Genomic DNA, 22,893 nt, shown 5'->3' with positions numbered 1-22,893 from the left:
CATTCCGGGCCTCTGCTCTGAAAGACACGGTTCCGCGTCAGGAGTTCACCAGGGTGGTCCAGACCGTTACCACCGCCAGCACCACAAACAATACGCTGGCACTGATCCTGGCCGTCGCCAGCGGCAGTCGCTCCATTAGCCAGCGCCCGGCCAGGATCACCGGAATATTGGCCAGGAGCATACCCACCGTCGTGCCGATGATAACCCATAACGTTTCCGTATACCTCGCCGCCAGGACCACCGTAGCCACCTGGGTTTTATCGCCTATCTCCGCCAGGAAGAACATTACCGTAGTCGCCCAGAAGGCGCCCATGCCGAGAAACCGAGATTCGGCACTGTCGTCTTTATCCGGTATCAGCAACCACAGGGCGATGGCGACAAAGCTCACTGCGAGAATCCAGGGCAACCACTGGGACGGAATCCAGCTGGCCACCCAGGCCCCCAGCCACGCCGAGAGCGCGTGATTGAGCACGGTCGCAACCAGAATACCAAGAATGATAGGGGTACGCTTTGCGTATCGGGCAACCAGGAAAAGAGACAGGAGCTGGGTTTTGTCGCCAATTTCGGCAATGGCCACGGCAAGGGTTGAAGCGAGGAACGCATCCATTCGAAGAGACCTCAGGGCGGAAATCGTCAGACATGAGACAGCTCACCTTCCGCCCAGTGGAGGTGATCTGCCTCAGGTCTTGCCAATTCCGCGATCAATCACGGAACACGGTAGCCATGGAGAATGAGCTCCAAGTATGTTGACTACCGTCCGCTCCTGTTACCCAGAAGCGAAGGCTACTCCCCCGAAGTTGGGCACATGCTAATGAATCCCGCCGGAAATGGCAACTGGCTACCTTACACCCGCATTTTCCAGACCGGCACGGCAGCCAACGCCACAAACACCGCAACCAGCCACCAGGCCGCCTCGAACGCAGCCGCGGTAGGCACACTGCCCTGGTGTTCACCGAACTCGATGGTCAGTGCCACCACATTTACCCCCAGGGCACCCCCGAGTTGGCGGGCGAAATTGATGGTGCTGGACCCGGCGCCCAGCTGTTCCTTGGGCAGTGGATTCAGCGCACCGGTGGACAGGGCCGGCAGCATAAAGCCAATCCCGATCCGGCCCAGCACTGCCCAGAGTACCAGCCAGCCAAAACCAGCGTACTGGCCGGTCAGAGCAAACAGGACGGCGGACAAGGCGAACACCCCGATTCCAAACAGCACCAGGCTGCGGGCGCTGCGCTTGTCTGCCAGCCGGCCCGACAGCGGAAAAACAATGCCCAGCACCACCCCGGCGGGCAGCATCAGCAGCCCCGCCTCCGTCGCCGAGAAGCCCAGCGTGGTCTGCACAAACAGGGGAATCAGGTAGGTTGAGCCAAACAGCGCCAGCCCAAGCGCCATGGCGCCCAGCGTAGCGAACAGAAACACCGGTTGGCGCAACAGTAGCAGGTTAACCAGTGGATGCTTCGCCGTGCGTTCCCGAAAGACAAAGGCGAACAAAAGGCCAAGGGCCAACGCCCATTGCATCACGATTCGCAGCTCCTGGCCTGGCCAGGCCTGCATTCGGGTCAGGGTATCCAGGGTCAGGGCGATGGTTGCCCCAAGCAGTAACAAACCGGGCAGGTCAAAGGGATAAGGCGCAGGGCGGGAGCGGGGCAGCGGCAGGAACCGCCAGGCCATCCAGACACCCAGAAGGGTGACCGGTGCCGGTGCAAACATCACATAGCGCCAGTTGAACTGGTCCACCAGAAAGCCACCCAGCACAGGGCCCAACGCCGGTGCCAGAATCACCCCCATGCCATAAATGCCCATGGCCTGACCACGCCTGTCGGCCGGAAAAATCCGGAACACCAGGTACATGCCCATGGGTTGCATCAACCCGGCCATGGCACCCTGGCCTATTCTGGCCGCAATCAGCTGTTCAGGAGACTCGGCAAAACCGCCGACAAGGGAGATGACGGTGAACACCGCCATGGCAACACCCAGGGTCAGGCGCACACCAAACCGGTCCAGCAGCCAGGCGGACGCCAGCATGGTGGTGGTCATGGCGGCGATGAATCCGGTGGCCAGCCAGTGCACCTGGCCCTGGCGAATGCCGAACTCCATCATGATGTCATGGAGCGCAACATTCACCACCGTGGCGCTAAGCACCGTGGCCATGGTGCCAAGGACAACCGTAGCAACGGCCAGCCAGCGCCAGCGTTCGCCGTAACGGGCGGTCAGGCCCTCGACAGAATTATCGATCAAGCGTTACTTCTGCTTCTCGGCGTTATCCATAATTTTGTGGAACACCTTGAGCGCGCATTCGATTTCCTTGTCAGTCACGCCCTCCAGCATCTCTTCACGCAACACAGCGGCCCGCTCGGAGAGCTCATCCATGAACTCGGCACCGGCCTTGGTCAGATGCAACCGGCGGGCGCGCCGATCATTCGGACAGGGGCGCCGCTCAATCAACTCCTGCTGCTCCAGGCTATCAAGCAACCTGACCAGGGTAGGATTTTCAATGGCCATCAGACTGGCCAGTTCGCGCTGGGTAAGGCCTTCACCGCCCTGCTGCAGATACACCATGGTGCTCCAGCGAGCCTGCGTGACCCCCAGGTCTTTCAACCGCTCATCCAGCATCTTGCGCCAGCGGCGGGTAACCCGGGCAACGGCAAACGGGAATTGATCTCTCATGGTTAAACACTCCTGATGGTGATCCGGCATGGGACAAGCAAACGCCACCCCGAAAACCGAGAAAACACTTACCTTATTGGAAATTCACCAATAGTAAGCTAACCATTGAAATAAAAACAGATATCAGGGTGAAAATATAATTGGGGAAAACCGAAAGGCGCGTCAGCCAGCCTGACGCAACTCTTCCTGCATTTCCTCCACTTCCGGAGATTCGTGGAACTCGGTGTTACGCGGGTCCAGCTCGGAAAGCACCGGAGACGCCTCCGGCATGGCCGGGACAAAGTGCTCCTGCTGCTCCACCGGCACGTCGTCCGTGTGGCTGATCCGGTAACTGGTGATCACTGCCAGCAACACCAGGAAGCCGGCATTGCCATAGAACAGGCCGGAGGGCCCCATGATATTGATTAACTCCGCCATGGTGATCGGCCCGATTACGCTGCCAATACCGTAGCTCAGCAACAGCGTGGCACTGGCGGCGACAATCCGGTTGCTGTCCATGCGGTCGTTGGTGATGGCCACCGCGATTGGGTACAGAGTGGCCGACAGACCGGTAAAAAGCCCTACCAGAAGGGTGAGCAACGCCAGGCTTGCCGCCCCGAAAACGCCAACCCCAACGGCCGAAGCAGAAGCAATCAGCGCCACCCAGAACATCACCCGGCGCCGGTCAAATCGATCACACACCCGGCCCAATGGCCAAGCCAACAACATGGCAGCAATGATGGCGCTGGCCATGAAGGTCGAAGTTCTGGCCACGTCCAGCCCCACTAACGTGGCGTATACCGGCCCCAGTGCGTAGAAGCCGCCAATCATGACACCGCTGATCAGCGCGCCAGCGACACCGGAAAATGATTCCCGCCCGAGTTTGAAGATCGACATCCGGTGCACCTGCTCAATCGCCGGCGCTTCCATTCGAGTGAGAGCCAGAGGAATCAGAGCGAGAGTCAGCAGGATGGCCGCCAGCGAAAACGGCAGGAAACTGCCCGGGTCACCCACGTTGACAATCAACTGGCCGCCGGCGGCCGACAAGTAGAAAACAATCTGGTAAACGGCAAACAGCGCACCCCGGTTGGCGTTAGTGGCACGGCTGGAAAACCAGCTTTCAATCACCACCAGCACACCGGCGATGGTGAAGCCGGACAGCACCCGCAGGACCGCCCAGAAAATCATCGACACCGCCATCGGATACATCAGCGACACCACGGCAGCCATGGCAGCAAATGCCGCAAAAGCGCGGATATGGCCAACCCTGCCAATAATCTTGTGGACATACAGGGTGCCAAGGACAAAACCGATGGAATAGCACACCAGCACCCAGCCAATGACATTGGGTGAGACTTCTTCGATACTCAGGCGAATACCCAGCAGCGTCATCAGAAACGCATTGCCGCTGACCAGCAACACAATGCTGAGGATCAGCGCCGAAAGGGAGGTGACCATTCGGGTCATGAGTGGCTCCGGGTATTGGGTTACATCAGGGTGACAGTAAAGAAAAGATAGCAACGTTATGGGTTGTCTGCTGGTGTGTATTTAACCAGCCATCGCCAGACGACTCCACTAAGCAGTTGCCGAGACCTCGAACCCAGTAGTGGCGCGGTATTTGACAATGTTTTACATTAATGGGCCGTAACAGAACCTGATAGCCGTAGCGGGTAACATAAACATCAAGCTACTTACTCGGACCGTGAGCGCCTGGTTATGAAGAAAACGGACTGGCCCATTCGCTGGGATTTACTGCTTCGCTATCGACTGATTGAAATCATCGCCTTGTGGGAAGGACGCCTGACCACCAACCACATCTGCCACAGTTTCGGCATTGGTCGCCAGCAGGCATCAAAGGATATCAACACCTACTTGCGGGAACTGGCTCCCGGCAACCTGGTTTACGACCGGCACCTGAAGGGCTATGTGCCGGCAGCCGGTTTCAAACCGGTGGTAACCCGGGGCCAGGTTAGCGAGTATCAAGACCTGCTTGCACGGCAACAGAGCCTGAGCGACACGTTTTCTGACCTGGAGCTTGGTCTGCCGGGCAATGCCGTCATCCCGGAACCGTCCCGGCGCATCGCCCCGGAAACCATGCGGGCCGTGGTTAACGCTACCCGTTATCACCGCCAACTCAAGGCCAGTTACGTGTCCCTGAGCCGACCGGAAGCCGCCGACAGCCTGCTGGAGCCGCATTCACTGGTATGCACGGGTAACAGCTGGCATGTGCGGGCCTGGTGCAATGCCAACCGGGAATTCCGGGATTTCGCCCTGAGCCGTTTTCAGGGCCAGCCGGAGGCACTCCGGCAGAAATCCAGGCACGCCGCACAGCAGGATGAAGACTGGCAACGCCTGGTCACCCTGGAGATCGCACCTGATCAGCGCCTGACCGAGGCGCAACAACAGATCATTGCCAACGACTACGGTATGGAACAGGGCTGCCTCAGCATTGAAACCCGCGCAGCGTTGGCGCCCTATGTCCTGTCCCGGCTCGGAATTACCTTTGACAATAGCCACCCGGACCCACTGGTGCAGCAGCTGGAACTGGCCAATCCGGACCAGCTTGGCTTTGGCAGCAAGCGCGAACGGGCACTCAAAGCGGTGGCCGGTCTCTGCTAGACTGGCCCGGTGACGACACTTTCCAGACTTCTGCTCAACGCCGCCCTCGGCCTGGCTACCACGCTCTGCGTCCCGACGCAGGCAGTGGCCGAGGCGTGTGGCGCGCCGGCCACTGCCATCCACACCATTCAGGGGAGCGGCTCCGCTTCGCCCATGGTCGGGCAAACCGTCACCGTCGAAGGCATCCTCACCCGGGACAGTCGCCACAAAGGTGGTTTTGGTGGTTTCTACCTGCAACAGGCTGACGCTGAAACGGACCAGAACCCGGCCACCTCCGAAGCCCTGTTCATCTACACACGCCAGGCAGCGGGCAAGCCCGGCCAGCGCCTGCGACTGACAGGGATCGTCAAGGAATATCATGGTCTGACGGAACTGGTGGATGTCGGCAAGCTGACAGTCTGCGGCGAGGGCAAGATGCCCCGGCCCATCGAGGTGTCACTGCCCTGGTCACAACCACCGGAAAGTCTTGAGAACATGCGGGTTCGCTTTGCCGCCCCGCTGACGGTTATTGACCACTACAACCTTGCCCTTTACGGCGAGCTTACTCTGGCCGCCGCGGATCAAGTCATGCCGACGGAATACCTGGCACCGGGGCCAGCAGCCGTCAGGCAGGCCCGCAACAACCATCAACACCGTGTGTTTCTGGACGATGGCCTGGCCGTGCGCAATCCTGATCCCGTGCCATGGCCACCGGGCGGGCTTGATGGGCGGAACACGGTACGCGCCGGCGATACCGTCTCGCAACTGCAGGGCGTTCTCGATTTTCGCTTTGGCCAGTGGCGCGTCCAGCCAGACAGGCAACCGGTCTTCAAAGCCAGCAACGAGCGCCCGCAACCACCCGGAAGGTCCGATGGCGTCCACCTGCGGGTCGTCACCCTGAACCTGGAGAACTACTTCAACGGTAACGGCCAGGGTGCAGGCTTTCCCACTGCCCGGGGGGCAGAGAGTCTGGCCGCCTTCCAGGACCAGAGCCAGCGGCTGGTGGCAGCTCTCACCTTACCAGACCCGGACATACTGGCAGTCACCGAACTTGAAAACGACGGTTATGGCCCAGACAGTGCCGTTGCCGAACTGGCCGCGCAGCTTGGCGCCGAGTGGCGTTTTGTGGCGACACCCGGCGATGACGGCTCCGACGCCATTCGCAGCGCCCTGTTATACCGGACAGATCGGGCAACCCCTGTTGGCGAAGCCAGTCGGCAGCCGTCAGAGCCCATGGGCAGGCCGCCCCTGGCCCAGATGTTCCAGGCACGGCATGGCGATCAGGTTGTTCGCATCGTAGTGACGCACCTGAAATCGAAGTCCTGTCGGAATGCCAGCGGCAAAGATTCCGATCAGAAGGACGGCCAGGGCTGTTTCAATCATCGCCGCAGCCAGGCTACCGAAACCATGCTCGACTGGCTTGGCTCACTTCCGGCACCGGCCACACTCGCCGGCACCTTGATCACCGGCGACCTCAACAGCTACGCCCAGGAAGACCCGGTGCAGGTGCTTTATCGGCAGGGCTTTACCAGCCTGGTGCACCATTTCCATCCCTGCCAACCGGACCACTGTCCAAACCACAGTTATCGATACCGGGGAGAAAAAGGCACACTGGATTACGCCCTGGCGTCAGCCAGCCTGATGCCCCATGTCACCCACGCCCAAACGTGGAACATCAACGCCGATGAACCCCGGGCCCTGGGCTACGACCAGCCACCTCGGATACCGGTCAGCGGCCCCTGGCGCTCGTCGGATCACAACCCGGTGATTACGGATATCCGGCTGCCATCGCCTTGAACCCGGTTGCCGCACCGACGCCAGATCGGGGCGGGCAGGCAATAGCACCCCACAACAGGGGCGGTAAACTGGAATTCGGATTTACCATCAAGAGGTTGTCGTATCCATGAAAGTCCCGACCCCGAACCTATGGCCGGTCGCCCGCACCGGACAACGCTGGCTGCTGCGCGCACAACGGCAGGAAGCCATTGTCGACGGCCATCGCATGGTGTTTCTGGAACGTGGCAAACCGGCACCCGGGCGACCAACCCTGGTGTTGATACATGGCTTTGCAGCGATGAAGGAAAACTGGGCCTTCTGGATGCAGAAACTCCCTGCAGACTGGCACCTGCTGGTTCCGGACGTACCCGGACTGGGTGAGAGCCAGTACCATGCTGACGCCTGCTACCGCTACGAAAGCCAGGCCCAACGGCTGAGTGAGTGGCTATCCGGCTACGCAACAGACAACCTTCACATTGCCGGCAGCTCCATGGGAGGCGCCATTGCGTCGATTCTGGCCCATAAGCTGGAACAACCTCCCCGGTCACTGACACTGCTTAACAGTGCCGGCATCCCGGAACATGCGGATGTGGATATTGATGCTCCCTTTGAGTCTGATCGCGATGCCATCCTGATTCCCCAGGACTGGGCCGGGGTCTACCGGATGTTCAACAGTGTGGGCACCGGCAAACCAACGTTACCCGGGCTCGCCATGGCCGGATTACTGGGCCCGGACCTTCTGAACCGCCGACAAGCGCTGAGACACATATTCAACGACATGCTCGCTGACGCCCTTGCCCCGGCCCGGTATCTCGGCCCGGGCACACCACCGCTGCAGGTGCAGTGGGGCGAGAAAGACGTTATCACCCCGACCCGTTGCGTAAACTGGTTCAGAACTGCCACGCCAGACGCCGATGTGCATGTATTCCGGGGCGTCGGCCACCTGCCCATGCTGGAAAATCCTGGCCGTTCCGCCAAGGTTCTGGAAACCTTCATCCGGCGCCATAGCCATTGAAATGACTGACCGGAGAGGTACCGAATTGGCCTCTCTGGCCCATTGACCCGTCAATCAAGTCATGGGGCTGGCCCGGGCAAACGGTCATAATCAGCAATACTGAACACCCTTACATAACAAGAACAGTCGCTGACGAGGAAACCCATGCGCGTCTCAGTTTCTACTGCACAGGATCTGGGCATGCCGGCCATCTACCTGCATACCCTGGCCGAATTGCTGCATACCATTGGAGTGGACGAAAGGGATCTCATTCTTCGGGTCGGTCTTGACCCCACCCGCCTGAACTCAACGGAAGTAAGAGTCAGCCAGGCCCAGGCCAGCGAGTTTGTCACCCGCGCCATTATTGAGAGTGGTGAGCCGGGCCTTGGCATCATGCTCGCCCGGGAGCTCAAGCTCCCCCTGCACGGCGCCCTGGGAACGGCGGTCATGAGCAGCCGAACCCTGGAAGAGGCACTGGAGCTGATGACCCGCTACCTGACGCTGCGAGCGCCCCACCTGAAAGTTCAGAAACGGGTATCCGGGCAGAACGCCTGGTATAACGTGACCTGCGACATCGAACTGGGGCCACTGCAGGGATTTGTGCTGGATGCGGTTCTGTTTGGCTGCGTAACCATGGGCGCTCAGTTGACCGGCACCCTGGTACCCGGCACACGGGTGCTTCGGCGCGGGCCAGAGCCCAACCACTTCCACCGCTTTCGTAATCGTATCGGGGTGCCGGTGGAGTATGGCGCAACCGAGAACGCGCTTATCGTGCCCGTCAGCCAGCTTTGCCTGCCGGTGCGATTCAGCGACGACCAGCTTGCCGCCAGTTCACGGGCGCAATGCGAAGAAGCCCTCAAACAATTGAAGGAAGATGCCGGCTTTGCCTGCCGGGTTCGACGGGTCATCGAGACCAGTCATCCGTTTCCTCCAAAACTGGCGCGGGTAGCCGCTACTCTGTTTGTGTCCGAGCGCACCCTGAAACGCCGCCTTCAGGAAGAAGAGGCCAGCTTCCAGCAACTGGTGGATCAGGTTCGCCTTGAACGGGCCAAGGAACTTCTGGAGAACACCGGCATGAACCTGAGCCAGATTGCCGATGCCCTTGGCTATGCCGATGCAGCCAACTTTACCCGGGCCTTCAAGCGTTGGACCGGCCTGAGCCCCAGCCATTTCCGCACCCGTGAAACGGCCCTGCGCCGAACGGCCTGAAGAATAACCGGAGAGTGCCTGCGGGGTTCACCCGGGCATTCGGTCAGTCAATGCCCAGAATCTTGTGCATTTGCAGGGTCAGGCGCCATTGCGGATGCGCGAGGCAATACTCGGTGGCTTTTTGGGTGTTGCTGCGTTTGACCGGGTCATCCCCCTGATCCGGTACAGACGGCGAGGCCATTGGTGACAGGAAATAGTGCCTGGCCCGAATTCCCAGAAACCGTTCCGGCTGGGCCAGAGGCTGGGGATACACCAGTTTCAGCTCATCACATTGGGTAATGACCACCTCGGCGTCGGCCTTCGGGCTGACACACAGCCAGTCGATTCCCTCCGGCGCCGGCAGGGTACCGTTGGTTTCCACCCCCACCTCGAAACCCGCCGCGTGGAAGGCATCAATCAATGGTTTGTCCAGCTGCAGCAGGGGTTCCCCACCGGTGCAGACCACGTAGGGCCGGCCCGGGGCGTCGGGCCAAAGCTTACGAATATGTTCAGCCAGCTCCACGGCAGTCTCGAAACGCCCGCCATTCTGGCCGTCGGTACCGACAAAATCGGTATCGCAGAAGTTACAGACAGCCGCCGCCCGATCCTTCTCCCGTCCGGTCCACAGATTGCATTTACTGAACCGGCAGAATACCGCTGCCCGGCCCGCCTGGGCGCCTTCCCCCTGCAGGGTGTAAAACGCTTCCTTTACCCGGTACATCAGGCGTGACTCTCATAAGCCAGGGGGTCTTTCAGGCCATGAGCGGCAAACGCCTCGAGGCGTTCAACGCAGGAACCGCAGCGGCCGCAGGCCAGCTCCCGGCCGTTGTAGCAGGTCCAGGTCTGGCTGTAGTCCAGGCCCAGCTTCAACCCCTCGCCCAGAATCTCGCCCTTGTCCAGCGCCATAAAAGGTGCCTCAACCGCCACCGGCTGGTAATTGGCCACCCGGCACACCGCATCCATTTTTTCGATAAATTCCGGCCGGCAGTCCGGGTAAATAGCATGATCGCCGCCATGGGCACCAAACCAGACCGCCTGTGCACCGGCCGTGACGGCATAGCCGGTGGCCAGGGACAGCAGGATCATGTTGCGGTTGGGTACCACCGTCGACTTCATGCTGTCTTCCTGATAGTGCCCCTCCGGCACGGCAATGTCTGAGGTCAGTGAGGACCCCGCCATCACCTCACTCATGGCGCGGATATCAATCACCTTGTGGGGAATCGCCTCCGCCTGACACACCGCAGCTGCCGCCTCCAACTCCCGTACATGGCGCTGACCGTAATTAAACGACAGTGCATGCACTTTATAGCCACGGGCCCGGGCAAGATGGAGCAGGGTAAAGGAGTCCATGCCCCCGGAATAGATAACGACAACGGTGTCAGTCATGGGGTATTCACCAGGAATAGAAGGGGATTTGTCATTGGGCTTTTACAAACCATGGCTATATTGTAACAGCGCCAGAGCCGCTTGGGTTCGCGTCATGGGAAGATCAGGGGTAAACTCGATGGAAAACGACAAACAGCCAGCAACGATTCAATGAACTCAGACAGCAGCCCGGCATTCATCGACTTCGAAGCATCCAGTCTCGATCTGATCGCAAGTTATCCGATCGAAGTTGGCGTGTGCATGCCCGATGGCAGCTTGCACAGCTGGCTGATTCGGCCGCACGTGCTTTGGCAGGACTGGTCTGAGAGCGCGGAAACCATACACGGCATTTCCCGTGCACGGCTGGAGCAAGAAGGCACACCAGTAGGGGAAGTGGCCCGGGCGCTGAACAGGCTGTTGCCGGAGCAGATCTTCTGCGACGCCTGGACGTTTGACAGCTTCTGGCTGCACCGGCTGTTCCGGGCCGCCGGCGAAACCCCGGAGTTCCAGCTGGAATCGGTGTCCATGCTGCTGAACCCGGCCCAGGTGCGGCAGTGGTCGGGCACCCGCCAGCAAGTCATTGCCGACCTGGGACTTCCGGTTCACCGGGCCGCCAACGACGCGCTGATCCTGCACAAAACCTGGGAGCGGGTTATTTGCCAGGGCGAAGCCGCAGTGCAATAACTTCCAGGCCGTCACGGACGGTGTGAAGCGTCCAGTAGGTGGCCAGGGCCATCAGGGCCGCACCCACCACGGTGAACGACAGATTTTCTCCAACTGCCTGCCCCTGGGCCATCATCAGATAAACGGCCACAGCGACAATCAACGCAAGCTCAACCATGAAATCGGAACGGAATTTGTTACGGGCAGATCCGGGTTCGTCGGGCATTTTCTTCGGTTTCAACCTCTGGGTTTCAGATAATTCAGGGCATTAAGTTAGTGTACGAATTATCGCAAAAATGACCTCAAGAGGCTGTACGGACTAGTGGCTACGAACTAACCGAAACCACTCTGGCCAGCCAATCTCCGGGCAAAAAAAAACGCAGCCAATTCGGCTGCGTAGAAAGGAGAGATCCATTCGATACCTGATACGGAGGTACCGCGGATTGCACAACGTAAAAACACGTGACGCTGCGAATTATCCTGATCGGCCTTCGCCACGTCTGTACGGGTTTGCCGAATCACCGGGGCTATTGCAAACCGGCCAATTGCCTATACACTGGTAAGTGAACCGAATCCAAAGAGCTGATATGACCAGGATGATTACCAAGACCACCGCTTACTCCGCCACCGGTTGCCGTCAGGGGCAGTCTGTGCGCGCCATGGTGAAAGACATCTAACGGCTTTCGGTCAGTCCCGGGAGCCATTGCGGCGACCGGGGCAGCTTCTCTGCCAAACCCCGGTTGCCTCAGGCCCCGGGGTTTTTTGTTTTTGCAGCCGCAAAACGACAAGGAGAACATCATGAGAAGACATCCGACAACCCGTGCAGCCAATCAGCCGATCAGCAATCGTCAGGCTCCGATCAAGCGCCCGGAAAAGCTGCCGCTGCTGGATGCGATTTGCAAGAAACTGAATCAGCGTGTCAATCTGGATGACGAACAGCGGGTGCTGGGCCTGTATGAACGAGGCTGGATTTTCAAAGGGGTTCTGAGCAATCTGGATGGATCCGAAGCGCGTTACGTGCGTGCCCTGGCCACCCGTTATAACTCCTGGATTGCCCGCCAGGTCGCCTGATTGCATTGACGATGCGCTGAACCGGTCAGTGGCGCCGGTTCAGCCCTTGCATCATCGCCATATCGCCGCCATGCACGATGGCGTAGTTATTCACCACATCGTGAATTTTTTCCTGGGAGTAGGGCTTGACCACATAGCCATTGGCACCGGCACTGATTGCCCGCTGAATGCTCTCAATGGAGTCATCGGCGGTGACCAGCACGATATGCTGATCCTCCCGAATCTGCTTGAACCGCGTCATTAGCTCATGGCCATCCCCATCTGGCAAACCCAGATCCAGCAGAACAATATGGTACTCGCTGGCATCGAAAGCCGCCCGGGCCGAGGCCGCATCGGGGCATTCAGCCACTTGTGTGGCGCCCGCCTTGTAGAGCATTTCCGCGAGCCGTTCCCGCATCACGGGCTCATCTTCCACTACCAGTATTCTCAGATCCGTCATCCCTTGTCTCCTGTATTATCCGCACCGATCAGTAGCCATCGTTGCCGGTTCGTCTGGGCAAATCCAGGGGCGCGGGCCGGGGACGACCATCTTTCGACTGCGACGTGGCTTCAGACACCTCCGCCCCTGACTGCCCCTGGTTGGTACGCACCAGAATATTGGCGATACTCACCGCCGTGGTGTAGAGCGAAATGGCCACAATCAACAAGACCGGCTGCACAAACGCCACAAATCCCGGGACCTGTGCGTTGGCTGTGATACTCAGTATCAGGATAATCGCCGGGCCCAGCACCACGAACAACGTCAAGGCAATAAAGAACACAATACGCTCTTTGTAACGCCCAAGCTCTCGATTGGTCACCAGGCCAAGCACAAATTTGCCAATGGCCAGACCCGCCAGTATCGCTGCCGCGATGCTCAGGTCCGGGCGCATCAGCGTCTGGTAAAGATTGCCATCCCACAACCGCTGCATGGCAATCACCAGAAACGGAAACAGCACGAACAACACGTCGGCGTAGGTACCATACATCATGCTGAGGGAATACTGTTCCTGTTGCTGTCGGTTTTCAGTCATTGGCCTGTTCCTGTGTTGTTTCCCGCTCATCTGGCGCTCCCTGCAGCGCCCGTTCAATCATCTCGTCCAGAGTTCTCAGCTCCTTGCCGATTCGCGCCCAATCCGGCGGATTTTCCCTCAATCGGTTTTCCAGGCTGGTCGCCTGGCGCGTCATCAAGGGGTAGCCCATGGCACCGGCCGTGCCTTTGATCTGGTGGCTTTCCATCTGCAGTGCGCTCGCATCCCTGGCCCGGAATGCCAAACGCATGCGTTCCCGCCGACCCTCAAGCCCGCCCAGAAAACGGGGCACCAGGTGTGCCAGATCATCGGAAGTGACCGCTGAGGCCGGTGACGCCACCAGGTACCGTTCCAGAATGGCCTGCAAATGCGACTGGTCGATCGGTTTGTTCAGCACCCCATCACAGCCCGCCGCCAGCAGAGCATCGTTCTCTGTCTGATCCCCGGCCGTGAAGGCAATGATCGGGCGGCGGAACCCGGCCTGGCGCAGCAGGCGGGTGGCGGCTACACCGTCCATTTCCGGCATATGGCGATCCATCAGGACCAGATGCACGGTGTCGGCCAGCGCAAGCCGGACGGCCAGATCGCCACTGGCGACCGGAACTGGCTCAACACCAAAGCGCCGCAACATCCTCTCAACCAGTAAACGATTGTCGTCGTTGTCTTCGGCAACCAGCACCTTACCCGAGTACTGGCGCGTATCGCCCTGATAGTCTTCAGGGCAAACCGTCAGGTACCGCGCCAGCACCTCGTAGAAGCGTTGTTTGTCGATGGGCTTGGCCAGATGCTCATTACAGCCCGCCAGCCGGTACTCGGCAATGTCTTCCGTCATTACGTTGGCTGTCAGGGCGATGATTGGGGTATTTACCCCGGCTTCTCTCAATGCCTGGGTGGCATCCCGGCCGTTCATCACCGGCATCTGGATGTCCATCAGAATCAGGTCAAAACGCTCCCGGCTAGCCAATTCCAGCGCTTCGGCCCCGTTACTGACGTGCACCAGTTCGGCACCGGTTCTGTCTACCAGCATGGATACCAGGCGCCGATTCACGTCGTTATCTTCAGCACACAGAATCCGGCCTTTGAGCCTGGGGGCCAACACCGTGGCGATACCCCGTCGGCGCTGGTTCAACTCCGAGGCGTCACGCAGAAAATGAACGTCGGCAAGGTCGCCGGTGCGAATGCAGACGTCAAACTCACTGCCCTCACCATAGGTACTGGATACCCGGATACTGCCGCCAAGCAACTCGGCCAGCCGGCGGGAAATGCTGAGTCCCAACCCCGTTCCGCCATATTGCCGGGAGATAGCCGTGCTGCCCTGGGCGAAGGGATCAAACAGCCGCTCCAGTTGCTCCGGCTTCATGCCAATGCCGGTGTCCACAACCCGGGCACAGAGGGTTTCGGCTTCTCGGTCACAGCGCAAAATAAGAGAAATTGTGCCTTTTTCGGTGAATTTAAGCGCATTTCCACACAGGTTAATGATGATCTGCCGAAATCGGGTTGGGTCGGTCAGAATCTGCTCGGGCAGGGGAAAGTCGCAGATAATGGTGAATTCCAGGCCCTTTTCCCGGGCCCGGGGTTCGAAAAAGGCGCGAATCTCATCCAGCAAATCCGGCAGCATGACCGGTACCACATCGACATCAAGCTTGTTGGCATCGATCTTCGAGTGGTCAAGGATGTCGTTGACCAACTCCAGCAGATGCCGGCCACTGCGTACGACGGTCTCGGCGCTGCTGCGTTTCTCCCGCTCATCAAGGTCTGGGTCCAGCAGGGTTTCGCCATACCCTATAATGGCCGCCAGCGGTGTCCGGATTTCATGGCTCATGTTGGCCAAAAACTGGCTCTTGGCCTGGGCTGAGTGTCGGGCCAGCTCTTTCTCCAGGCGCTCCTGCTCACGCTCCCGCTCGATTCGCTGGCGCTGGTGACTCTCGGTCGCATCAATGCAGGTACCTTCAAGGTGCAGGGGCTCGCCATCCAGATCGTAGGCTGTGTGCAACGAGATGGTGGCCCAACGTTCAACACCACTGCGGGTGAAATAGCGGGCCTCAATACCCTTGACCATGCCCCGGACTTCCAGTTGCTCTACCACCAGGCGCCGCAGCCGGTCATCGGCGATGCAGGTTTCCAGAACGTCCGGGTTGTCCTGTAGCAATTCGCGGCTGCTGCTGTAGCCCAACAACTCGGCCATCGCCGGATTGGCGGTGACAAAGCGGCGGTCTGGCGACATCTGGAACACCCCTTCAATGGCGTTATCAAACAGCGACTGGTAGCGCTGGAGATTGGCCAGTGCCCTTTGGTTCCAGGCCAGCGCTTCGCCCTGAACCTGCTTGATGCGATCGGCAAGGGCAAAGGAAAACAGAATGATCTGGGCCACTAACCCAAACTGGGGTGCATAGGTGGTGAAGGTGTTCAGGGGCAGATACCCCATGACCGTAAGCGCATAGATCCCAAAACCGATCAGCGCCATGGTCCAGGCAAAGAAGTAGGACCGGGCCGCCGGGTTGTAATAGCGCCACGACAGGTAACTGACCACGATCAGGATCAGGCTCAACAGAATGGACCCCACCACAATCCATTCCATAGCCACCGAGTAGGGCATGAAGAACGACAACACGAAGGTGGCCGCCACCGAATACAGGCACAGGCGGATGACCTGGTCCAGGTCCGGGGAACGCTGTTGGGTCTCGAGCAGCGAACGAGCCATCAGCAACCCGAAGAACCAGGTCAGGATGATCTGGAAATGCAGGTAGGCCTTGTCCAGAATCGGTGGCCGGTTGTCCAGCAACTGAACCCCGTGCACCTGTTCGGTGGCAATAAACACCGCCGCGCAAATCAGGTACAGCACATAATAGATGTTACTTCGTTCCCGGACGGACACAGCAACAAACAGGTTATAGGCGAGGATGGCCAGGATGGCTCCCAACAGCACCCCCCTGACCGCTTCATCGATGGACACTTTCTCAATGTAACTGTCCGGGTGCCAGAGTGTTACCGGCAACCTGAAGGTATTGGTGGTGGTGGTTCGCAGATACACGGTGGTGGTGGCATCGGGCACCAACTGTAGGCGGAAGGTCGGGTTGGGCACGGCCAGATCCCGGTCGTCCCAGTTGTCGAGGTAGCCCGCACGGCGCTGCTCAACCACCCGACCGTCACGCACCACATACAGCCAGACTTCATCCACCAGTGGCAGCGCCAGCTCGAGTATCCAGTTGCTGGCAACCTGGCTGCCGCGGGTGGTCAGATCAAAACGGGTCCAGTAGGCCGAGTCGGTATAACCGAAATTAAGCACGCCCCCCCGGTGCAGGCTGAACTGCTCCTTCGGCATGGCCAGGATGTCGTCAATGACCAGTTCATGGCCGGCATCTTCCAGATACCAGATACAGCCATCGAGATTACGCACACTGCTGGTCGTACTATCCAGCACCACCGACCCGGCAGGACAGGCGCTTTTCGCCTGCACCAGAGAGGGCAGGGAAACAACAACCAGCATCAACAGGGCGACGAGCACCCGGTTGAGCGTTTCGGAAAACCGTTGCTGCAAAATGTGATCTCCGCGCGGGTAGCTGCGTGCTTTATCGTTTATTGTCAGCACAAGTCACTTTAGCCTTTCACCCGTTTTTTCGCACCCCGGGGCCACCTGAAATGAGACATTCCTGCCTTTTTGTTGCTGTTTCCCTGTCCGTCCTTACCCTGTCGGGGTGTCGGATGGAAAGCACCGGTTCCTCCGCGTTCAACCCGGCAACCAATGTTGACCTGGTGTTCTCAACCTTTGACCTGACCAACACCGAGCAGGCACCGGATACCCTCAGCTTCACCCGGTTCAGCGATTTCTACCAGGGCATACAACCCACTGGCGATAACGCCGACAACGAAGACCATCTGGCTACGGTGGAAGAAATCCGGCGGCATATCGATATCTTTATCGGAGCACAGCCAGACGACACTGGCCAGGACTATACCCGGGTGCGTAACCCGCTGGACCTGATGAACCAGGTGATCAGCGTGGGCGGTATTACCAACTTTGATGAAGGCCGGCGCTATATCCGGGATCGTATCGCGCTGTCCCAGGCCGGCAACTACAACACCCGCAGTGCCGGCGCCCGTATCCGGTTTACCGACCAGGCAGCGTCCTTCAGTCTCCAGCCCCTGAACGACTACGAATGGAACTACCAGACCCTCGATTGGCGATATCTGCCCGAGGGCCCCGAAGGCAGTGAGCTTACCGAAAAGGTCTATCGGACCATTCAGTATGTGGCCCTGAGCGTCAACGATGATGTCAGGGAAGAGCAGCCGGAGCTGCTGAGTGTGCTGGCCGGTTCCCGCTTTGACGCCTTGCAGTTTGTTGCCAGCGGCTACAACCAGCCAGAATACGCCACCGCCGACTACGTCAGCCGGAATCACGGGGGCGTCGAGCTACGCCAAACGTTTGTAACCGATGCTCAGCTCGACACGCTGTTCATCAAGAATACAGAGCAGACGGTCATAGACCTGAGCCGGTACGGTGCGGATAACACGACGCCAGACTGCCTGCGGGTGGAGATCAACTACGCCATGGATACCGTGCATATCTACACCTCGGATGGCGAGCCTGCCCGCGTACCGGACGACAGTGCAGAAGAGGACGACGCAACGAAGCAGAATCCCAAAAACTGCGTCAACCAGAGCGAAGATCTGTCCATCGCCAACTGGAGCGCGGCGTCGGCCTCAACCCGCAAATAGGCTCACAGATCCCAGTTCTGCAGAAAGCCTTTCTTCCGGCTGATCATACGCTCGTAGGTGGAGATCATGATGGCCGCATGGGGGGCTTTGGTCAGGCGCAGGGTTTCGATACGGCGCTCAAGGCGCTGGACCTCGTCGCAGACCTGCTGTTGCACATGGCTGCGTACGCTGTCGTGCTGGTCCAGCTTGACGCGCTGAAGTTCAGGCGGGGGAAGTTCCGGTTTGTCCATGGTGCCTCATCCTTTGAGTCTGGTGAATAATCCGTTTCAGAATGCCGATTTTGCAGAACTGTCAGACAAAGTGCAATTAGAATGAACAAGGTTTCACTTTTACTGACTCAGGCAGCCACCAGCCTTCGCTTGTTTTCCGGCAACACCGGGAACTGCCTGCACACAGTATAGACAAATCTGGCCAGGGCCGGTAAGTGATGACCCACTATCGGAAACCCGGTGTTGAGCAGGCTCACGGAAATATCCCGGGCCGGGTCCGCCCAACACAACTTGTTGATCAGACCTACATGGCCAAAGGCATAACGGCTCTGCTGCCCCCAGAGTCCTACCGGGTTACCGCCCAGCATCATGCCAGCGCTGAAGCGCATGGGGATCATCATGGTGCGGTCTATCTGCAATGAACCGAACTGATGGATGGCACGGCGGACGGTTAATTCACTGCAAATTCGCTGACCATTCCAGACCCCGCCATTGAGCATCATCTGGAAGAACCGGCCCATTTCCTCCGCGGTGCCACAGAGATTACCGGCGGGTATAACTGCCTCCTGAAAGCGCGGGTCGTTGGTGACTTTCTCCACCGTGCGAATGTCGCCGCCCAGGGCCCGGCTGACGATCCACGACAGCGGAAACATCGGGGTCGGGCCGGTTGCATAATTGGTAGCCAGTTCGTGCAGCTTCTCCGGAGCGATTCCGTAAGTGAACCACTTCATACCCATGGGTTTGCGCAGATACCGGTCCAGGTAATTTTCGATGGTATCGCCAGTAACCTTCTCCAACACCCGCTGCAACACAAAACCACCGGTAATGGCATGGTAAGCCACCTTCGCGCCGTCCACCTCGACCGGTTTGGCAGCGCACAGCAGGCGCCAGATTTCGTCACGCTCCCAGAGCACGTCTATGGGGGTCTCACGGGGAATCGCCGGAATACCGCCCCGGTGCGAGAGGATCTGGTGCACGGTGATGGTGCGCTTTCCGTTCTTGGCAAACTCTGGGCAATAGTAGGAAACCGGGTCCATCAGGTTAACCAGGCCCTGCTCTGCGAGCATGTGCATCAACAGCGCCGTCACCGCCTTGGAGGCGGAGAAATAGCAGATCGGAGTTTCCGTAGTCATCGGCAGCCTGGGCAGAGCGGCGGGATCATGGGGGCCGTTACCCTGGGTATGGCCCATGGCGCCATGCAGCACCTGCTCGCCCCGGTAACGAAGCGACAGCTGGATTCCCGGGTGCACACCGGTCCGGTACAAGCCCTCCACACTGCGCCATACTGATTCCACTGCGTCCTGCGGTAAACCAACCCGATCCGGGTGTTCGGTGTCACGATTGCGGAAAGTGACCGAGGTCAGGTCTTCCGGAATTTCGCAGGTGTGCAGGGCACGGCGGGCGAGTGAATGCATAACGGACGCCTTTTATCGTTATTGAGAACTGGCCCCTCCCGGGACACTTGCTGGGGCCGAAATTTCAGCCTTTATCAGGTTTCATTATGAACCGGCTCGATCGGCTGCGCCATGGCCACACAGTTGCGACCCTGCATTTTGGCCTGATACATCGCCTTGTCCGCTGCACTGCAAAGTGTGTCCACTGTGTGACCATGAACGGGATAAACCGCAACACCCACGCTGATGGTTAATGGCACCGAGTGGCCAGACTCCAGCGGTATAGGCGCGTTACCGACCCGCTGGCGCAAACGCTCGGCGGTATCCCGGGCACCCTCCACATCCATTTCGGGCAGCACAATCACAAATTCCTCGCCACCAAACCGGCCGACCGAATCGACACTTCTTACCCGGTCGGTGAGGATCTCACTCACCGCACAGAGCACGGTATCACCGGCGGCGTGGCCCCAGCTGTCATTGATGTCCTTGAAGTGATCAAAATCAATCCACAACAGCGCCATCGGGCGTTCATAGCGGCGGGCGCGCTCCAACTCCTCCTCCAGCACCCTGGAGAACTCCCGCCGATTGAGCAGGCCGGTCAGAGGATCCCGGGTGGCCATCTCCTCCAGTTCGGTTTCCAGCTGTTTGCGGTCGGAGATATCCAGCACTATCCCCTCCAGGAAAACACTGCCGTCGTCGTGCTCGACACCGCAGCCACGCTCCCAGACCCACACCTTACGGCCGTCTTTGCGGGTAATGGCGTACTCCAGGGAAAAAGACCGGCCTTTGCGCACCGCAATGGCGACCTCTTCAGACACCTGTTCGATTGCATCCGGGTCCATCAGGCTGGCATAGCTGACGAGCTTGTTGTTGATCAGGTCGTCGGGCAGATAACCGGTCAGCGGCTCACACCCGCCAGACACGAACAGCATGGTCCAGCTGTCGTCGTTCCGGCAACGATAGGCCATGCCCGGGAGGTTATCCATCAATACCCGCAGTTGCTGCTCCCTCTGGCGCAGCGCCCGCCGCTGGTCCAGCTGGAGCGACAGCAACAAACGATCCTTGCTGAGCAAGCGCAGCATAACCGTGAATAACACCAGCGCGGTGACCACGACAAACAGAAACCCTTTCCAGGTTTGCATGGCTGACAGGGACCGGGGATCCGCAAACCAGATCTCCACCATCCGGTCGGAAAACGTAATCCAGATGATACCTGCCACCAGGTACACAAGGGTGGCCGACAGGGCTCGGCGCAAAGGGCTTTGACTGCTACTCCAGCCGGTTTCTTTCCCTCGCTCTGGTTGTTCAGGCTGCATATTCTTCCTTTTGCCTTGGGGGCTTTCCTATAGGAAAAGTAGACAGTTTCACACGTTCAGTCGAGGCAAGGTTGCATTTTCCAGGCATTTCCACAAAACTAAACGTGACACATAGTTTCGTTTTGGGCAAAAACAATGATTCAACACCCTCTTCACCCTATTCACACCAGGCTGCTGGTCATTACCAGCCTTGCCTTGATCATTGCCGGTTGTTCACCCTCCGGCCCCTCTGAACAGGCCATCCGGGACTATGCCGAAACGGCCCGTCCTCAAGACCCTGAACTTTCCGGTATCTATCAGCGCTCCTGCATGGCCTGTCACAGCCGGGGCACTTCGGATGCCCCCCTGACCGGTGACGGCGAAGCCTGGAACAGCCGCCTGGAGAAAGGCATGCACCGGCTGGTGGACAACGTGGTGGCGGGCATGGGTGGTATGCCGCCCTACGGCTTGTGCATGGACTGCGACACCGCAGAATTTCAGGCGCTCATCGAATTCATGGCGCGGCCGGCAGAAACCTGAGGTAGGTGTCATATGGAACGACGGCATTTTCTGCAATTGCTGGTCAGTACCGCCATCGCCGGGCATTCCCTGTCGCTGGAGGCAACACAGCAGGCGCCGGCACAGGCACAAAGCAACGCCGGGGGCAACAAGTCCCCTTTGCCCTGGCGCAACTGGTCTGGCTCCCAGCAGTCGGTTCCTGCCATGCGTGTTGCCCCCCGGAGCGTCGCCGAGCTGCAGGAACTCCTTGCCGCTCCAGGCCATCGACACCTGCCCGTTCGCCCGGTTGGGTCTGGCCATTCGTTCTCCGCCCTGATACCCACCGACGGCATTCTGGTGTCCATGGCTCGCCTGAGCGGCGTTCTGGAGCATGATGACAGCCGGTGCCAGGCCAAGGTGGCCGCCGGCACCCTGCTCGGGCAACTGGGCCAACCTCTGGATGCGATTGACCAGGCCCTGTTCAACATGCCCGATATAGACCAGCAATCCCTGGCGGGGCTTCTGGCCACTGCAACCCATGGCACTGGTAGCAAGCTGATGTGCTTGTCTGGCTACGTGACGGCGCTGACACTGGTCACCGCCAATGGCGAGATGATCGAGTGCAGCCAGGACCGGCATCCGGACCTGTTCCAGGCGGCGCGGGTGGGGCTGGGCTGCCTGGGCATTGTGACTGACGTTACCCTGCAGAATACCCGCCCGTACCGGCTCCGGAAAACCACCGAATGGCTGGCCCTGGAAGACATTCTGGCAACGGCGGATACCCTCGCGGACCGGCATCGCAACCATGAGTTTTATTACATCCCGTTCTCCGGTATGGGGTTCACCAGCACCCACGACCTTACGGACGAACCCCTCTCGGCAACCCCGGCACTGGACCAGAACGACGGCGCGCGGGATTTGCAGAAAGCCCGCGACTACCTGGCCTGGTCCCCCAGGCTGCGGCGATTGATTCTCGGGGGTTACATGCGCACCCTGGCCCGGGAGCAGAAGGTGGCGCCGTCCTGGCAGAACTACACCAGTGACCGCAATGTGCGCTTCAATGAGATGGAGTACCACCTGCCCAGAGAAAACTGGCAAAAGGCCTTCCGGGAGGTGGTGGATCTGGTTGAAAACCGTTTTCCGGAGGTGTTCTTTCCCTTCGAGGTACGCTTTGTGCAAGCCGATGATGCCTGGCTCAGCCCATTCTATCGGCGGGATTCGGTATCCATCGCCGTCCACCGGTTTTTCGAGGACGACTACCAGCCGCTCTTTGCCGCAGTGGAGCCGATATTCCGCCGGTATGGTGGCAGGCCTCACTGGGGCAAGCTGAACACGCTTAGCGCCGCTGAATTCCGGACGCTGTACCCGAAATGGCAGGCGTTCTGTGACGTAAGGGAAAGTCTCGACCCGAACGGCCGTTTCCTGAACCCTTACCTGGCCGGCCTTTTTAACGACAACATCTCCCACGGATAA

22 protein-coding genes and 1 riboswitch are annotated in these 22,893 nt (G+C 59.3%); of the genes, 9 read left to right on the top strand and 13 right to left on the bottom strand.

All coding sequences use genetic code 11. The features are described from left to right. Nucleotides 1-37 precede the first annotated feature (37 nt). The 4 genes from FIV08_RS00545 to FIV08_RS00530 all read right to left on the bottom strand — a co-directional run bounded on the left by FIV08_RS00545 (nucleotide 38) and on the right by FIV08_RS00530 (nucleotide 4,110). The gene (locus tag FIV08_RS00545) at nucleotides 38-607 is read right to left on the bottom strand and encodes a TMEM165/GDT1 family protein (protein WP_072675785.1); all 570 of its coding nucleotides are present in this window, start codon (nucleotides 605-607) and stop codon (nucleotides 38-40) included. Nucleotides 608-692: 85 nt separating this feature from the next. Further along, a riboswitch (yybP-ykoY riboswitch) is annotated at nucleotides 693-797 on the bottom strand. A 46-nt stretch (nucleotides 798-843) separates the two neighbouring features. Beyond that, nucleotides 844-2,235, bottom strand: coding sequence for a DHA2 family efflux MFS transporter permease subunit (locus FIV08_RS00540; protein WP_152436992.1), 1,392 nt, complete (start codon nucleotides 2,233-2,235; stop codon nucleotides 844-846). A 3-nt stretch (nucleotides 2,236-2,238) separates the two neighbouring features. Further along, a complete protein-coding gene (locus tag FIV08_RS00535; RefSeq protein ID WP_058092884.1) occupies nucleotides 2,239-2,664 on the bottom strand; it encodes a MarR family transcriptional regulator in 426 nt (141 codons plus the stop codon). A 162-nt stretch (nucleotides 2,665-2,826) separates the two neighbouring features. Then, nucleotides 2,827-4,110: an MFS transporter gene (locus FIV08_RS00530; protein ID WP_152436991.1), complete on the bottom strand. Its 1,284-nt coding sequence runs from the start codon at nucleotides 4,108-4,110 to the stop codon at nucleotides 2,827-2,829. A gap of 249 nt (nucleotides 4,111-4,359) precedes the next feature. Here FIV08_RS00530 and FIV08_RS00525 point away from each other — a divergent pair, with 249 nt between their 5' ends. From FIV08_RS00525 to FIV08_RS00510, 4 genes are all read left to right on the top strand, one after another. Next, a complete protein-coding gene (locus FIV08_RS00525) occupies nucleotides 4,360-5,262 on the top strand; it encodes a WYL domain-containing protein (RefSeq protein ID WP_106694183.1) in 903 nt (300 codons plus the stop codon). Between the two features lie 9 nt (nucleotides 5,263-5,271). Further along, on the top strand, nucleotides 5,272-7,038 hold the full coding sequence (locus FIV08_RS00520) for an ExeM/NucH family extracellular endonuclease (protein WP_228715462.1): 1,767 nt from the start codon (nucleotides 5,272-5,274) through the stop codon (nucleotides 7,036-7,038). Between the two features lie 106 nt (nucleotides 7,039-7,144). Then, entirely contained in the window at nucleotides 7,145-8,032 is an 888-nt protein-coding gene (locus FIV08_RS00515; protein ID WP_152436990.1) for an alpha/beta fold hydrolase, read from the top strand. A gap of 144 nt (nucleotides 8,033-8,176) precedes the next feature. Continuing rightward, nucleotides 8,177-9,220 (top strand): AraC family transcriptional regulator, encoded by a 1,044-nt coding sequence (locus FIV08_RS00510; RefSeq protein ID WP_061331343.1) that lies wholly within the window; start codon nucleotides 8,177-8,179, stop codon nucleotides 9,218-9,220. Between the two features lie 43 nt (nucleotides 9,221-9,263). On the opposite strand, the gene queE is transcribed toward FIV08_RS00510, so the two are convergent. Together queE and queC are read right to left on the bottom strand one after the other, a co-directional pair. Then, a complete protein-coding gene (gene queE, locus FIV08_RS00505; protein WP_152436989.1) occupies nucleotides 9,264-9,920 on the bottom strand; it encodes a 7-carboxy-7-deazaguanine synthase in 657 nt (218 codons plus the stop codon). Continuing rightward, nucleotides 9,920-10,585, bottom strand: coding sequence for a 7-cyano-7-deazaguanine synthase QueC (gene queC, locus FIV08_RS00500; protein ID WP_152436988.1), 666 nt, complete (start codon nucleotides 10,583-10,585; stop codon nucleotides 9,920-9,922). Before queC ends, queE begins: the two co-directional genes overlap by 1 nt. Before the next feature lie 150 nt (nucleotides 10,586-10,735). On the opposite strand from queC, the gene FIV08_RS00495 reads away from it, so the two are divergent. Next, nucleotides 10,736-11,248, top strand: coding sequence for a hypothetical protein (locus FIV08_RS00495; RefSeq protein ID WP_072675793.1), 513 nt, complete (start codon nucleotides 10,736-10,738; stop codon nucleotides 11,246-11,248). Here FIV08_RS00495 and FIV08_RS00490 read toward each other — a convergent pair. After that, nucleotides 11,217-11,453, bottom strand: a complete 237-nt coding sequence (locus tag FIV08_RS00490) for a hypothetical protein (RefSeq protein WP_058092893.1) — start codon at nucleotides 11,451-11,453, stop codon at nucleotides 11,217-11,219. The two genes, FIV08_RS00495 and FIV08_RS00490, sit on opposite strands and share 32 nt — an antisense overlap. A 572-nt stretch (nucleotides 11,454-12,025) precedes the next feature. Between FIV08_RS00490 and FIV08_RS00485 the strand changes: the two genes are divergently transcribed. Next, nucleotides 12,026-12,298 (top strand): hypothetical protein, encoded by a 273-nt coding sequence (locus FIV08_RS00485; protein WP_058092894.1) that lies wholly within the window; start codon nucleotides 12,026-12,028, stop codon nucleotides 12,296-12,298. A gap of 25 nt (nucleotides 12,299-12,323) precedes the next feature. On the opposite strand, the gene FIV08_RS00480 is transcribed toward FIV08_RS00485, so the two are convergent. From FIV08_RS00480 to FIV08_RS00470, 3 genes are read right to left on the bottom strand one after another with little or no spacing between them, the layout of a single operon-like run. After that, nucleotides 12,324-12,737: a response regulator gene (locus tag FIV08_RS00480; RefSeq protein WP_058092895.1), complete on the bottom strand. Its 414-nt coding sequence runs from the start codon at nucleotides 12,735-12,737 to the stop codon at nucleotides 12,324-12,326. A gap of 28 nt (nucleotides 12,738-12,765) precedes the next feature. Further along, complete coding sequence (locus FIV08_RS00475) at nucleotides 12,766-13,311, bottom strand: hypothetical protein (RefSeq protein ID WP_058092896.1); 546 nt, start codon at nucleotides 13,309-13,311, stop codon at nucleotides 12,766-12,768. After that, complete coding sequence (locus FIV08_RS00470; RefSeq protein ID WP_152436987.1) at nucleotides 13,304-16,846, bottom strand: 7TM diverse intracellular signaling domain-containing protein; 3,543 nt, start codon at nucleotides 16,844-16,846, stop codon at nucleotides 13,304-13,306. The genes FIV08_RS00475 and FIV08_RS00470 overlap by 8 nt, the downstream gene beginning before the upstream one ends. Before the next feature lie 164 nt (nucleotides 16,847-17,010). Here FIV08_RS00470 and FIV08_RS00465 point away from each other — a divergent pair, with 164 nt between their 5' ends. Then, complete coding sequence (locus tag FIV08_RS00465; protein WP_228715461.1) at nucleotides 17,011-18,024, top strand: hypothetical protein; 1,014 nt, start codon at nucleotides 17,011-17,013, stop codon at nucleotides 18,022-18,024. Nucleotides 18,025-18,026: 2 nt separating this feature from the next. On the opposite strand, the gene FIV08_RS00460 is transcribed toward FIV08_RS00465, so the two are convergent. The 3 genes from FIV08_RS00460 to FIV08_RS00450 all read right to left on the bottom strand — a co-directional run bounded on the left by FIV08_RS00460 (nucleotide 18,027) and on the right by FIV08_RS00450 (nucleotide 20,943). Further along, nucleotides 18,027-18,254, bottom strand: a complete 228-nt coding sequence (locus tag FIV08_RS00460) for a hypothetical protein (protein WP_058092899.1) — start codon at nucleotides 18,252-18,254, stop codon at nucleotides 18,027-18,029. Nucleotides 18,255-18,361: 107 nt separating this feature from the next. After that, nucleotides 18,362-19,648, bottom strand: a complete 1,287-nt coding sequence (locus FIV08_RS00455; RefSeq protein ID WP_072675796.1) for a serine hydrolase domain-containing protein — start codon at nucleotides 19,646-19,648, stop codon at nucleotides 18,362-18,364. Between the two features lie 74 nt (nucleotides 19,649-19,722). Further along, a complete protein-coding gene (locus FIV08_RS00450) occupies nucleotides 19,723-20,943 on the bottom strand; it encodes a GGDEF domain-containing protein (protein WP_152436985.1) in 1,221 nt (406 codons plus the stop codon). A 135-nt stretch (nucleotides 20,944-21,078) separates the two neighbouring features. Between FIV08_RS00450 and FIV08_RS00445 the strand changes: the two genes are divergently transcribed. Then, nucleotides 21,079-21,462, top strand: coding sequence for a c-type cytochrome (locus tag FIV08_RS00445; protein ID WP_152436984.1), 384 nt, complete (start codon nucleotides 21,079-21,081; stop codon nucleotides 21,460-21,462). A gap of 12 nt (nucleotides 21,463-21,474) precedes the next feature. Continuing rightward, entirely contained in the window at nucleotides 21,475-22,893 is a 1,419-nt protein-coding gene (locus FIV08_RS00440) for a D-arabinono-1,4-lactone oxidase (protein ID WP_152436983.1), read from the top strand.

Source organism: Marinobacter sp. THAF197a (assembly GCF_009363275.1).
In the GTDB taxonomy this organism is placed as follows: Bacteria; Pseudomonadota; Gammaproteobacteria; order Pseudomonadales; family Oleiphilaceae; genus Marinobacter.
Note: the sequence above shows the minus strand (reverse complement) of the source record. Positions and strands in the feature narration are given on the sequence as shown.

Coding starts and splice junctions, on each gene's coding strand:
- FIV08_RS00545 (WP_072675785.1), bottom strand. CDS start 607: ATGGATGCGTTCCTCGCTTCAACCCTTGCCGTGGCCATTGCCGAAATT.
- FIV08_RS00535 (WP_058092884.1), bottom strand. CDS start 2,664: ATGAGAGATCAATTCCCGTTTGCCGTTGCCCGGGTTACCCGCCGCTGG.
- FIV08_RS00530 (WP_152436991.1), bottom strand. CDS start 4,110: ATGACCCGAATGGTCACCTCCCTTTCGGCGCTGATCCTCAGCATTGTG.
- FIV08_RS00525 (WP_106694183.1), top strand. CDS start 4,360: ATGAAGAAAACGGACTGGCCCATTCGCTGGGATTTACTGCTTCGCTAT.
- FIV08_RS00515 (WP_152436990.1), top strand. CDS start 7,145: ATGAAAGTCCCGACCCCGAACCTATGGCCGGTCGCCCGCACCGGACAA.
- FIV08_RS00510 (WP_061331343.1), top strand. CDS start 8,177: ATGCGCGTCTCAGTTTCTACTGCACAGGATCTGGGCATGCCGGCCATC.
- queE (WP_152436989.1), bottom strand. CDS start 9,920: ATGTACCGGGTAAAGGAAGCGTTTTACACCCTGCAGGGGGAAGGCGCC.
- queC (WP_152436988.1), bottom strand. CDS start 10,585: ATGACTGACACCGTTGTCGTTATCTATTCCGGGGGCATGGACTCCTTT.
- FIV08_RS00495 (WP_072675793.1), top strand. CDS start 10,736: ATGAACTCAGACAGCAGCCCGGCATTCATCGACTTCGAAGCATCCAGT.
- FIV08_RS00490 (WP_058092893.1), bottom strand. CDS start 11,453: ATGCCCGACGAACCCGGATCTGCCCGTAACAAATTCCGTTCCGATTTC.
- FIV08_RS00485 (WP_058092894.1), top strand. CDS start 12,026: ATGAGAAGACATCCGACAACCCGTGCAGCCAATCAGCCGATCAGCAAT.
- FIV08_RS00480 (WP_058092895.1), bottom strand. CDS start 12,737: ATGACGGATCTGAGAATACTGGTAGTGGAAGATGAGCCCGTGATGCGG.
- FIV08_RS00475 (WP_058092896.1), bottom strand. CDS start 13,311: ATGACTGAAAACCGACAGCAACAGGAACAGTATTCCCTCAGCATGATG.
- FIV08_RS00465 (WP_228715461.1), top strand. CDS start 17,011: ATGGAAAGCACCGGTTCCTCCGCGTTCAACCCGGCAACCAATGTTGAC.
- FIV08_RS00460 (WP_058092899.1), bottom strand. CDS start 18,254: ATGGACAAACCGGAACTTCCCCCGCCTGAACTTCAGCGCGTCAAGCTG.
- FIV08_RS00455 (WP_072675796.1), bottom strand. CDS start 19,648: ATGCATTCACTCGCCCGCCGTGCCCTGCACACCTGCGAAATTCCGGAA.
- FIV08_RS00450 (WP_152436985.1), bottom strand. CDS start 20,943: ATGCAGCCTGAACAACCAGAGCGAGGGAAAGAAACCGGCTGGAGTAGC.
- FIV08_RS00445 (WP_152436984.1), top strand. CDS start 21,079: ATGATTCAACACCCTCTTCACCCTATTCACACCAGGCTGCTGGTCATT.
- FIV08_RS00440 (WP_152436983.1), top strand. CDS start 21,475: ATGGAACGACGGCATTTTCTGCAATTGCTGGTCAGTACCGCCATCGCC.